Genomic DNA, 12,211 nt, shown 5'->3' with positions numbered 1-12,211 from the left:
CATTTGTGACCGACGACCGGCGAGACCACCGCTTGCCCTCAGCCCACGCTGGAAAACACCCGCACAACACCGTCCGCGGAGATCACCGCAACGACTGGTCCGTCACCAAACCCCCGTCTCGTCAAGCCACCACCTCCCCTCTCCCGCCAGGTCCGAAACCCATCACCGTCCATTCATAAGCGCCTCCAGCCGCACTCGAACCGGAAACGGCCGCGACGTCTCGAACGTTTCCTCTCCAGCCACTTCCGCGACCCGCCGATAACGACCGTCCTCCCCCGTCTCGAATGCCGTCAGCGAAAGCGCGACCGGATCGATCACCCAGTAGTCCGGCACGCCCATCCGTTCGTAAACCGCTTTCTTGGTAACGCGGTCGTGGATCCCCGTGCTCGGCGACACCACTTCGACCGCCAGCAGCGGCGGTACTGGAAGGTCGGCATCGGTGAAATCCTCGGCCCGGCCCACCACCAGATCGGGCCGCAGCTCGACCCGATCCCCGGACCGCACCGCGAAGGGGCCGCCGACCACGTCCATTCCCGGCGGACAACCCGACTCCAGTAATCCGTAAAGCCGGAACACCGCGTGCTGGTGCCGCAACCCCGGCGCAGGGCTGACATACAGCACGCCGTCGATGAGTTCGTGCCGCCGTCCGTCGTCCGGGATCGCGGCGAGATCCCGCACTGTCATCGATTCTGAACCTGAGGGCCAGCCAGTGAGTGTCATGAGCGCGTTCCTTTCCGTCGCACCCAAGGACACCAGCCACCACCGACAAAAAACGGCGGCCCCGGAATCCCGGAGCCGCCGTTCACCCGAAGGTGGACTACTTCTTGTTCTTCCCGTTGTCCTCAGTGGACAGTGCCGCGACGAACGCTTCCTGCGGCACCTCCACCCGGCCGACGGTCTTCATCCGCTTCTTGCCTTCCTTCTGCTTCTCCAGCAGTTTCCGCTTCCGCGAGATGTCACCGCCGTAGCACTTGGCCAGCACGTCCTTGCGGATGGCGCGGATCGTTTCGCGGGCGATGATCCGCGAGCCGATCGCCGCCTGGATAGGCACCTCGAACTGCTGGCGCGGAATCAGCTCGCGCAGACGCGTCGCCATGCGGTTTCCGTACGTGTACGCCGCATCTTTGTGCACGATCGCGGAGAAGGCGTCCACCGTCTCGCCCTGCAGCAGGATGTCGACCTTCACCAGGTCCGCCACCTGCTCGCCGGACTCCTCGTAGTCGAGCGACGCGTAACCGCGCGTGCGCGACTTCAGCGTGTCGAAGAAGTCGAAGATGATCTCCGCGAGCGGGATCGTGTAGCGCAGCTCGACCCGGTCCTCGGACAGGTAGTCCATGCCCAGCAGGGTGCCGCGCTTCGCCTGGCACAGCTCCATGATCGTGCCCACGAACTCCGACGGCGCGAGGATGCTCACCTTCGACACCGGCTCGTGCACCTCGGAGATCTTGAGCCCGCTCGGCCAGTCCGACGGATTGGTGACGATGACCTCGCTGCGGTCCTCCAGCACCACGCGGTACACCACGTTCGGCGCGGTGGAAATCAGGTCCAGGCCGAATTCGCGCTCCAGCCGGTCCCGGGTGATCTCCAGGTGCAGCAGGCCGAGGAAACCGCAGCGGAAGCCGAAGCCCAGCGCGACCGACGTCTCGGGCTCGTAGGTCAGCGCGGCGTCGTTGAGCTGCAGCTTCTCCAGCGCCTCGCGCAGCTCCGGGTAGTCCGAGCCGTCGACCGGGTACAGCCCGGAGAACACCATCGGCTTCGGTTCGCGGTAGCCGGCCAGCGGTTCCGCCGCGCCGTGCCGCTCGGACGTCACGGTGTCGCCGACCTTCGACTGGCGCACGTCCTTCACGCCGGTGATCAGGTAGCCGACCTCGCCGACGCCGAGACCCTTGCTGGCCTTCGGCTCCGGCGAGATGATGCCGACCTCGAGCAGTTCGTGCGTCGCGCCGGTGGACATCATCTTGATCTTCTCGCGCGGCGTGATCTTGCCGTCCACCACGCGGATGTAGGTGACGACGCCGCGGTAGGTGTCGTAGACCGAGTCGAAGATCATCGCGCGGGCGGGCGCGTCCGCGTCGCCCACCGGCGGCGGGACCTGGCGCACGCACTCGTCGAGCAGTTCGGTCACGCCCATGCCGGTCTTCGCCGACACGCGCAGCACGTCGGTGGGCTCGCAGCCGATGATGTGCGCGATCTCGGCCGCGTACTTGTCCGGATCGGCCGAGGGCAGGTCGATCTTGTTCAGCACCGGGATGATGTGCAGGTCGTTGTCGAGCGCCAGATACAGGTTCGCGAGCGTCTGCGCCTCGATCCCCTGCGCGGCGTCGACCAGCAGGATCGCGCCCTCGCACGCCTCGAGCGCCCGCGAAACCTCGTAGGTGAAGTCCACGTGGCCGGGAGTGTCGATCAGGTGCAGGACGTGGTCCTTGCCGTCCACCTGCCACGGCAGCCGGACGTTCTGGGCCTTGATCGTGATGCCGCGTTCCCGCTCGATGTCCATGCGGTCGAGGTACTGCGCGCGCATGGCTCGCTCCTCGACGACGCCGGTGAGCTGCAGCATCCGGTCCGCCAGCGTCGACTTGCCGTGGTCGATGTGGGCGATGATGCAGAAGTTGCGGATCAACTCCGGCGGCGTGAAGGTGGTGTCGGCGAACGTCTTGGGCGCTGTCACTCGGGCTGTCCTCGGGATGGTGGGGGATGTCCGTACCCCATCGTCCCATGGACCTCCGGGTGCGGGTGGGGGTCATCCCCGATGCGGCCCCGCGCGTCTCGTGATGACCTCGAAGCATGACCACTTCACCCTCCCCCTCGCCGCCCGGTCCCGGCGTCCTCGACGCCGCGCTCGACCGTGCCTTCGGCCACCCCAGCGGCCTGCTGGGCAGGCTCGGCGGGAAGCTGATGGCGGCCGGCAACGCCGCGACCGAGCACCGCGTCGTCGACCTGGCCCGTCTCGAACCCGACGAAACCGTGCTCGTCATCGGCCCCGGACCAGGGGTCGGCCTCGACGCGGCGAGCAAACTCGCCGGCGAGGTGATCGGCGTCGAACCCTCGCCGGAGATGCGCGACCTCTGCACGGACCGCTGCGGCGACCGCGCCGAGGTGCGCGCGGGCGACGCGGCCCGCACCGGCTGCGCGGACGCGTCCGCGGATGTCGTGCTGACCGTGAACAACGTCCAGCTCTGGGAAGACCGTCCGGCCGCCTTCGCCGAGCTGTTCCGCGTGCTGCGGCCAGGCGGACGGCTGCTGCTCTCGGCGCACGAGAAGTGGCTTCCGGTGACTCGGCACGAGCTGGCCGACGAAGCCGCCGCCGCCGGATTCACCGACCTGCAGACCTGGACCTGGGACCCGCCGGGGTTCGCCGCGCTCGCCGCCCAGCTCCGGGCCGTGAAACCGGGCTAGCGCTTGTCGCGGCGCAACGGGTGGTCCTCCGGGACCTCGACGAGCACGATCCGCAGCCCGTCCGGGTCGGCGATCCACGCCTCGTCGGTGCCCCACGGTTCCCGCCGGGCCTCGCGCACCGGCTCGACCCCGCGCCCGGCCAGTTCGGCCAGCGTCGCCGGGAGGTCGCGGACCTGCAGGAACAGATTGACGTCCGGACCGGGCCCGGCCTCGCCGGTGCCGACCACCTCGATCGACCCGCCGCCGGCGAAAAACCGCGTGCCGCCAGGGAACTCGCGCTCGATCGCGAGGCCGAGGACATCGCGGTAGAACGCGGTCGACACCTCGTGGTCGCGGGGGTGGATCAGCACCCGGCTGCTCAGTACGTCCATGGCTCCTGCCTACCCGAGCCGCTCAGGCGACCGCAATCGCAGCGATCCCGGCCAGCACCACGAGCGATCCGGCGAGCCGGCGGACCGCGTTGCGCTCGCGGAGCACGAGCCAGGCGGCGACCCCGCCGAAGACGATCGACAACTCGCGCGCCGGAGCGACGAGGCTGACCGGCGCGATCCGCAGGGCGTACAGGACCAGCAGGTATCCCGCGGGCGAGGCGAGCCCGACGATCAGGACCTCGCGCCGGTGGTCCCGCCACAGCCGCTTGATCTCGGACCGGCCGCGGGCGGCGGTCGGCGCCAGCAGAATGCTCTGGCCGATCGCGCCTCCGCCGAAATAGACGAGCGGAGGCACGCCGAGCGACGTCACCGAGTGCGCGTCCCACAGCGTGTATGCCGCGATGACCGTTCCGGTGGCCACGCCGTAGAACACGCCCGCGCGACGGGCCCTCGCATCGCCGGTGCTGCCGCCGAGACTGATCACCAGGACGCCCGAGACGACCAGGAAGGCGCCGATCAGCCCGAGCACGCCGGGCCGTTCGCCCAGGACCAGAACGGCCACGAGCACCGACACCAGCGGCCCGGTGCCGCGGGCCAGCGGGTAGACGATCGACAGGTCGCCGACCTCGTAACCGCGCTGCAGCACGATTCCGTAGACCACGTGCAGCACCGCGGTGACCAGCGCGGCGAGCAGCCAAGTCCACTGTGGACGTTCGGGTTCGACGGCCAGCGCGACCGCGATCACCGGGAGCATCCCGATCGCCGAAACCGTGTAGTACAGCCAGACGAACCGCGGACCGCCGCCGGAAACCCGTTTGGCGGCGAGGTTCCACGCGGCGTGCACGACCGCGGCGACGAGGACCATGGCGAGGGCAGTGGTGTTCATCCGGACCCTTTCAGGTTTTCAGCGCACGCTGAAGACCGGGTCCTCCAGGCTTTTGTCCCGTCAGATGAACGGCGGGGCTCGGTGTCCCGCCGAAGGTGCCGCTCGGACCAGGCCCGCCCGCCCTCGTTGTCTGCGCGACCCGCCGTGCGGGACCACGGGCAGGCGACGGAACCCTAGGCACTACCGAAGCCCACCGTAACCGAGCCGGAGCCGGGATGCCGGGCGATCGCGGGCACCAGGGCCCCGCCGGACGCCTCGCCGGGGGCCTCTCCAGCGCCGCGAGCAGGGCTGTTAAGATTTTCGACTGTTGCCGTGCGGCATTCCGTCAGGGAGGAAACCCGGCAGTCCCTCGGGACTGGTCCGGAGCCACACGAACGCGGCAGCGACCTTCACCGAGTGAAAGAGGAACGCCTCCATGGCCAACATCAAGTCGCAGGTCAAGCGCATCACGACGAACGAGAAGGCGCGGCAGCGCAACCTGGCGATCCGGTCCTCGGTGAAGACCGCGATCCGCAAGTTCCGCGAGGCCGCCGAAGCCGGTGACAAGGACAAGGCCCTCGAACTGCAGCGCGACGCCGCTCGCAAGCTCGACAAGGCCGTCACCAAGGGCGTCATCCACGCCAACCAGGCCGCGAACAAGAAGTCGGCTCTCGCGAAGCGCGCGAACCAGCTCTGAGCGCAGTCTTTCCGGAAGGCCCGGCGGCTTCGGCTGCCGGGCCTTTTCCGTGTCCTGGATCGTGGGCCGGTTCAGTCGTTCGGGGCGGCACCGGCTGAACGCAGGGCTCGGCGCCAGTCATGGCCGCAGCCGCCCCGCGCAGCGGTCGCCGGGACATTCGGCACGCAGCGGTTCGAGCGGCCGACGCTCGGCTGAGGCAGTCGCCTGACTAGGACGTCAGCGGTCTCCCTTGGCCGCGACCACGTCGAGGACCGCGCGCTGCAGGGCATAGTTCGAATCGGCCGCCGCGCCCTTGACCTCGGCGTTCAGCCGCGCCACGACGCGCATCGCGGTCGCCAGGCCGTCCTGTCCCCAGCCGCGGGCCTGGCCTTGCGCCTTGCGGATCTTCCACGGCGGCATGCCCAGTTCGCCCGCCATCTGGTTCGGGTTGCCGCGACCGGCCGCGGACACGCGAGCGATCGTGCGGACCGCGTCGGCGAGCGCGTCGGCCACCAGCACGTGCGGGACGCCCAGCTGCATCGCCCACTGCAGCGACTCCATCGCGGCGGCCCGGTCGCCCGCGACGGCTTTCTCCGCGACCGCGAAGCCGGTCACGTCGGCGCGTCCGGTGTGGTAGCGGCGGACTGCCTGCTCGTCGACGACTCCCCCGGTGTCGGCGACCAGCTGCGTCGCCGCCGAGGACAGTTCGCGCAGGTCCGAGCCGACCGAGTCGAGCAGCGCCATCAGGCCCCCGGCGTCGATCTTGCCGCCCGCGCGGCGCACCTCGTTGCGGACGAACGACTCGCGCTCGGCGGGCTTGGTGAGCTTCGGGCATTCGGTGATTTCCGCGCCCGCCTTTTTCAACGCGCCCGGGAGCGCCTTGGCGGCTTTGCTCCGCCCGCCGCCGCTGTGCACGACCACGAGGACGATGCCGTCGGCCGGTGCCTTCGCGTACGCCAGCACCGCGTCGGACAGTTCCTGCGAGATGTCCTGCGCCGACTCCAGAACGATCACGCGCCCCTCGGCGAACAGCGACGGGCTCACCAGCTCGGCCAGCACGGGCGGTGTGAGATCGGACACCCGCATCCGCGTGAGGTCAGCCGTCGGGTCCGCGGCCCTGGCCGCGTCGAGGGAAGCTCGCACAGCCCGTTCGATGAGCAGTTCTTCCTCGCCCGTGACGAGGTGCAGCGGCGCGGGTGCGGTGGTCACCCGGCCATCTTCTCACCCGGCCGCCGGGCCGCCCGCTCCGGTGATGTGGGCCGCCTCCATGGCATGAGCTGATCGCGATGTCGTACGGTGTAGCCGAGGACGCGCCCGGCGGCGCTCCGACAACCGAATACCGCTCATCCAGAGGGGCAGAGGGAACGGCCCGACGAAGCCCCGGCAACCGGCGTACAGCCTGTCATCCCGCGATCGCGGGGTAGCTGACGACCACGGTGCCAATTCCGGCCCGCTTCGGCGGGGCAGATGAGGAAAGGAACCTCGCGATGACTGCAGCCCTCAGCGCCACCTCCGCCAACAAGACGATCGACCTCGGTCCGGCCGTCGAACTGGTGTCGAAGGAAGAAGGGCACCGGCAGCCGCTCGCTCCGGAATTCGTCTCCGTCGAAGACTTCTCGCCCCTCGAGGTCGCCTACGACTTCGGCCGCGTCCGCCGCGAGGACATCGAGGCGGGCCCGCGCAACATCTGGCGTTACAAGCGACTCCTTCCCGTCCCCTCGAACGTCGAGGAGATCCCGAACACCGAACCCGGCTGTACCCGGCTCGTGCGCGCCGACCGGCTCGCGAAGGAGCTCGGCCTCAAGAGCGTCTGGGTCAAGGACGACACCGGGAACCCGACGCACTCGTTCAAGGACCGCGTCGTCGCCGTCGCGCTCGCGGCCGCCCGCGAGTTCGGCTTCGAGGTCCTCGCTTGTCCGTCGACCGGCAACCTGGCCAACGCGACCGCCGCCGCGGCGGCCCGCGCCGGCTGGCGGTCGGTCGTGCTGATCCCGAAGAGCCTCGAGCGCGCGAAGATCCTCACCACCGCGGTCTACGACGGCGACCTGATCGCCGTCGACGGCAACTACGACGACGTGAACCGGCTCGCCACCGAACTGGCCGCCGAGCACCCGAAGTGGGCGTTCGTGAACGTCAACGTCCGCCCGTACTACTCCGAGGGCTCGAAGACGCTCGCCTTCGAGGTCGCCGAGCAGCTCGGCTGGCGCCTCCCCGAGCAGATCGTCGTGCCGATCGCCTCCGGTTCCCAGCTCACCAAGGTGGACAAGGGTTTCCGCGAGCTGGGCCAGCTCGGTCTCGTGGACGCCAGCCCGTACAAGGTGTTCGGCGCACAGGCCACCGGCTGCTCGCCGGTCTCCACCGCGTACCGCAACGGCCACGACGTGGTCCAGCCGGTCAAGCCGGACACCATCGCCCGCTCGCTCGCGATCGGCAACCCGGCCGACGGCCCGTACGTGCTCGACGTGGTCAACCGCACCGGCGGCGCGATCGAGGACGTCACCGACGAAGAGGTCGTCGAAGGCATCCGGCTGCTCGCGCGCACCGAAGGCATCTTCACCGAGACCGCGGGCGGCGTCACCGTGGCGACCGCGAAGAAGCTCGTCGAAACCGGCAAGCTCGACCCGGACGCCGAAACCGTCCTCCTCATCACCGGCGACGGCCTCAAGACCCTCGACGCGGTCGAGAACCACGTCGGCCCGAAGGCCACCGTGCCGCCGTCCGCCGAAGCCGTCGCCAAGGCGCTCGGCTACTGACGCACCGGCCCGGGGTCCGCCGCACTACCGCGGCGGACCCCGCGGCTCGCCCCGGCGCGCGACCGCCGATCCGCTTCCTCCAGGCAGGACGGCGGTGTCCCCGTCCACGTCGGTGCGGGTGACCAGCACTCCCATCGTGCCGAGAACGTCCACTGTGGACTTGCTCGGATGTCCGTATCCGTTGCCCGCGCCGACACTGATCAACGCCGTACGCGGCCGCACCGCCGCGAGGAACTGCGGCAGCGAATACCGCGAACCGTGATGCGGCACCTTCAAGACGTCAGCCCGCAGGTCCACACCCTCGGCGAGAAGATCCGCCTGCGCGGCCAGTTCGACGTCCCCGGTCAGCAAAACCCGGCCAGCCGAGGTTTCGGCGCGCAGGACCACGGAACTGTTGTTGATCATCGTGCCGTCCTGCAGAGCGGGTGCGCGAGTGGTGGCGTAACGCGGACCGAGCACCTCCAGCGACAGCCCCGGCCACTCCAGCCGTTGCCCCTCGCTCAATTGCGCTAGCGGCACGCCTCGACGCCGCGCTTCGCCGGACACCGACTGCCACGCCCATGCCGGAGCACGTCCTGGACCGACCGCGATCGCGCCGACTGCCCGGCCGTCGAATACCGAGGCAAGGCCGCCGATGTGGTCCGCGTGCAGGTGACTCAGCACGAGCAACGGCACCCGATCGACGCCCAGCCTCCGCAGGCATTCGTCGACCGGCCCCGGCTCCGGCCCGGTGTCGACGACCACGGCCCGTCCGGGTTCGGCGGTAGCCAGGACGACCGCATCTCCTTGTCCGACATCGCATTCCACCATCGCCCAGCCGTCCGGCGGCCAGCCAGGAGCCAGGACTTTGGCCGGCACGACCGTCAGCAGCATAACGACCAATCCGATCGCCACCAGCAGCCGGAGCCGGCGAAACCGCGCCGCCACGACGATTACGACCAGCAGGACAGCCGCGCATAGTCCGCCCCACCAGCCACCCGGCCAGGAGAGCGCCGCGCCAGGCGCTCTCGCGCCGTGCCGGGCGACGGTGATCAGCCACCGGGCCTCCGGATCTGCCACCTGGATCAGCAGATGCCCCGCACCTGGCCACCATGGCCCGACGACGGTTGCCAGCACTCCCAGCACGGTCACCGGCGCGACCACCGGTGCCGCGAGGACATTGGTGACAACTGAGACGATGCTGACCGTTCCCGCCATCCCGGCGATGACTGGCGCGGTGACGACGAACGCGGCCAGCGGCACGGCGAGGCCTTCGGCGTAACCGGGAGGAACTCCCCTTCGTACCAGCGAATCCGCCCAGCGCGGCGCGAGCAGCACCAGGCCTGCCGTTGCGAGAACCGAAAGCGCGAAACCGAAATTTCCCGCCATAGTCGGGTCCCATGCCACCAGTACGCACACCGCGAAGGCCAACGCGGGCAACGCTGAACCACGCCGTCCGAGTGCCAGCGCGAGCAAGCCGATGCCGCCCATGACGCCAGCCCGCACGACGCTCGGTTCAGGACCGACCAGGACGAGGAAACCTGCCAAGCTGCTCCCAGCCGCTGCGGCGGAAAGTCTCGGTCCAGCACGGACCAATCGGCACAGCAGGAGGACGGCTCCGCCGATGATGACAAGGTTTCCGCCGCTCACTGCCATCAAGTGGGTGAGCCCGGAGGCCTTGAACTCCTCCTCGACTCGTTGCGGCAACGCGCTCGTGTCGCCGAGGACCAGTCCAGGCAGGAGGCCCGCTGGTTCCTCCGGCAGGATCGCGCACAGCGAATGCAAACTGTTCCGCAGGACTGCGGCGGCGCGCTGCCACCACGGTGCTGGCCCGACGTCGGCTGGCGCCGCGCGGACGGAGAGTACTGCGGCGGTCAACTCGCCGCCGCGTGCGGGCATGAGGCGACCGGACGTCGTAACTTCCTGGCCGGGCAGCAGGCCGCTCCATCCCGCGACCGGTGCCAGCAACAGCACCCTGCCGGTCGACTCGACGGGACGACCGTCCACTGTGGCCGTTGTGACTCGTGCGGGAATCGCCACCGATCGGGTACCTGCCTGCTGATCGGCGTAACCGGCTTGGTGGATCGGCCGTGGGCGCTCGCTGATCTCGACCCGCAGCGCCGCTGTGCCGCCATGTACGGCAGCGGATCCCAGCGGGTCGGCTGCCGCGTCGTGGATGCGCAGGGCGGTGGGTACTGCTGCCACGAGCCCTACCAGCAGCAGCGCTCCCCCGACACCGACATATCTGGTGCGGCCGCGCACCAGAAGCACAGTGGCGCAGATGATCGCTACCGCACCGACCAGGGTCGCGACCCACCAGCCAAGGTGCAGTCCGGCGAGGGTGGCCGCCCATCCGGCGACAGCAGCGGGGACGAGGCGGAAATCGTGGTCCCGCCGCGACTTTTCCTCGGTGTCCAGTTTCATCCGACGGTCACCTGCTCGCGGAGCTTTTCGAATTTGCTCTGGCCGATCCCGTCAACGTCGCGGAGTTGTTCGACGCTCGAGAATCCGCCGTGCTGGGTACGCCAGTCGGTGATGCGCCGCGCGGTGACCTCGCCGACGCCTGGGAGGCTGTCGAGTTGTTCGGCGGTCGCGGAGTTCAGGTCGATTTTGCTGGGCGCGGCTCCTGAGCCGACCGGTGCCGATTGGGCGGCTGGGACACCGACTGCCAACTGTTCGCCGTCGGTGAGTTTGCGGGCGAGGTTCAGCGCGGTCAGATCGACGCCGGGGTCGGCACCGCCGGCTGCGCGGAGGGCGTCGGCGACGCGGGAGCCCGACGGCACGGTGACGAGTCCTGGCGAACGTACGTGGCCGACTACGCTGATTACCAGGTTCTCGTTGGCTTTCGACGCGTGCGGCACTTGCGCCCGGGCGGTTGGGAGCGGCGGAGCGATCTCTGCTGCGGGTGAGCGGCCGAAGATTGCCAGGCCGCCAGCGATGACGGCGGTGGCGGCCAGCAAGGCCAGGGCGAAGATCATTCCTCGGCGGCCTAGGAAGCCGGTCAGGCCAGTTGAGCCGGGGAGCCAGCGGCGGGCCAGGCGGTGTTCGGTGTGTTCCGGCAGCCAGCTGCGGACCAGTTTGCCGCCGGGCAAGGGGCTTTCCGGTGGTTCGGGGTTGTCGGCAAGTGCGGACAGCCGGGCTTTGAGGCCCGTCGGCCGGGAGAGCGGCATACCGTCCGCGGCGGGTGCCACCTGGCCGTCCAGTAGCGGTGAACTGTCGGCAATTGCAGACAGCCGCGACTTCCGCCCCGTGGTGCGCGAGTCTGGTGCCCCGCCGTCCGCGCCTCTCAGCAGACGATTGTCAGCGGCTGCAGACAGCTGAGGTGTCCGACGCGTGGTTCGCGAGACCGGTGCCCCTCCATCCGCGCCTGCCAACAGACGACTGTCAGCCTCTGCCGACAGCCACGATTTCCTGCCCGTTGTGCGCGAGCCCGGTGCCTGGCCGTCCACGCCTGCCAACAGATGACTGTCAGCGGCTGCAGACAGCCGAGGGCTCCGACCCGTGGTGCGCGAAGCCGGTGCCCCGCCGTCTGCAACTGCCGACAGAGGCCTCTCAGCACCTGCCGACAGCCGCGATTTCCGCCCCGTGGTGCGCGAGTGCGGCGTTGAGTCGGATGCCGGGCCGTCTGCGCCTGGCGACAGCCGACCTTTCAAGCCCGCCGACCGTGGGAGCGGCATCGAGCCGAGCGGCCGGTCGTTCGCAGCGCCGTCCGCAGTCGCCGCCAAACTGCTCGCCACTTCATCCCACTGGCCGCCCAGAAGCGGTGAACTGTCAGCAACTGGAGACAGCCTTGCTTTCCGGCCCGGTACCGAGTCAGGAGCCGCGCCGTCTGTGCCTGTCTGCAGGTGGCTGTCGGCACCCGCAGACAGTCGATGTTTCGAACCCTCGCCCCGGGTCCGCGAAGCCGAATCTCCGCCAGGCAGCTCCGCGCCCGCGTCCAGGTCGCTGTCTGCACCTGCCGACAACCGATCCGCCTCGCCCGCCCCGCTGCTGCGCACTGATCGGCCCGGCCCGCCAAGGGGCAGCCAGCGGCGTGCCGACCCGCTGCCGGGTCCGGCGAGGTGCGGGGCCGCGGCCAGCTGGTCGGCCAGCCAGGTGAGCCTGACGGTGACGGGAGTGCCCTGGTCTCGGGCGGAGTGCTCGAACACACGATCGACGCTAGGCGTCGGCC

At 69.7% G+C, this 12,211-nt stretch carries 10 protein-coding genes and 1 riboswitch; of the genes, 3 read left to right on the top strand and 7 right to left on the bottom strand.

Annotated features, from left to right (window positions below):
• Window positions 1–162 precede the first annotated feature (162 nt).
• Window positions 163–684: a Uma2 family endonuclease gene (locus ATK30_RS03385; RefSeq protein ID WP_244194491.1), complete on the bottom strand. Its 522-nt coding sequence runs from the start codon at window positions 682–684 to the stop codon at window positions 163–165.
• Between the two features lie 133 nt (window positions 685–817).
• On the bottom strand, window positions 818–2,668 hold the full coding sequence (gene lepA, locus ATK30_RS03380) for a translation elongation factor 4 (RefSeq protein WP_101434261.1): 1,851 nt from the start codon (window positions 2,666–2,668) through the stop codon (window positions 818–820).
• A gap of 116 nt (window positions 2,669–2,784) precedes the next feature.
• On the opposite strand from lepA, the gene ATK30_RS03375 reads away from it, so the two are divergent.
• Window positions 2,785–3,396, top strand: a complete 612-nt coding sequence (locus tag ATK30_RS03375; RefSeq protein ID WP_101434260.1) for a class I SAM-dependent methyltransferase — start codon at window positions 2,785–2,787, stop codon at window positions 3,394–3,396.
• Here ATK30_RS03375 and ATK30_RS03370 read toward each other — a convergent pair.
• Window positions 3,393–3,767, bottom strand: coding sequence for a VOC family protein (locus ATK30_RS03370; protein WP_101434259.1), 375 nt, complete (start codon window positions 3,765–3,767; stop codon window positions 3,393–3,395). The two genes, ATK30_RS03375 and ATK30_RS03370, sit on opposite strands and share 4 nt — an antisense overlap.
• Before the next feature lie 22 nt (window positions 3,768–3,789).
• Window positions 3,790–4,653 (bottom strand): DMT family transporter, encoded by an 864-nt coding sequence (locus ATK30_RS03365; RefSeq protein WP_101434258.1) that lies wholly within the window; start codon window positions 4,651–4,653, stop codon window positions 3,790–3,792.
• A 415-nt stretch (window positions 4,654–5,068) separates the two neighbouring features.
• On the opposite strand from ATK30_RS03365, the gene rpsT reads away from it, so the two are divergent.
• A complete protein-coding gene (gene rpsT / locus ATK30_RS03360; protein ID WP_009081037.1) occupies window positions 5,069–5,329 on the top strand; it encodes a 30S ribosomal protein S20 in 261 nt (86 codons plus the stop codon).
• Window positions 5,330–5,545: 216 nt separating this feature from the next.
• Here the strand turns inward: rpsT and holA are convergent, their stop codons facing one another.
• The gene (gene holA / locus ATK30_RS03355; protein WP_101434257.1) at window positions 5,546–6,517 is read right to left on the bottom strand and encodes a DNA polymerase III subunit delta; all 972 of its coding nucleotides are present in this window, start codon (window positions 6,515–6,517) and stop codon (window positions 5,546–5,548) included.
• A 131-nt stretch (window positions 6,518–6,648) separates the two neighbouring features.
• Window positions 6,649–6,782: riboswitch (SAM riboswitch) on the top strand.
• Between the two features lie 13 nt (window positions 6,783–6,795).
• On the opposite strand from holA, the gene thrC reads away from it, so the two are divergent.
• The gene (gene thrC / locus ATK30_RS03350; protein WP_101434256.1) at window positions 6,796–8,061 is read left to right on the top strand and encodes a threonine synthase; all 1,266 of its coding nucleotides are present in this window, start codon (window positions 6,796–6,798) and stop codon (window positions 8,059–8,061) included.
• Window positions 8,062–8,085: 24 nt separating this feature from the next.
• Here thrC and ATK30_RS03345 read toward each other — a convergent pair whose 3' ends face one another.
• The gene (locus tag ATK30_RS03345; protein ID WP_101434255.1) at window positions 8,086–10,464 is read right to left on the bottom strand and encodes a ComEC/Rec2 family competence protein; all 2,379 of its coding nucleotides are present in this window, start codon (window positions 10,462–10,464) and stop codon (window positions 8,086–8,088) included.
• Window positions 10,461–11,489 (bottom strand): ComEA family DNA-binding protein, encoded by a 1,029-nt coding sequence (locus tag ATK30_RS03340; RefSeq protein WP_376772266.1) that lies wholly within the window; start codon window positions 11,487–11,489, stop codon window positions 10,461–10,463. Before ATK30_RS03340 ends, ATK30_RS03345 begins: the two co-directional genes overlap by 4 nt.
• Window positions 11,490–12,211: the final 722 nt, after the last annotated feature.

The organism is Amycolatopsis echigonensis (assembly GCF_002846615.1).
Lineage (GTDB): Bacteria > Actinomycetota > Actinomycetes > Mycobacteriales > Pseudonocardiaceae > Amycolatopsis > Amycolatopsis echigonensis.
Note: the sequence above shows the minus strand (reverse complement) of the source record. Positions and strands in the feature narration are given on the sequence as shown.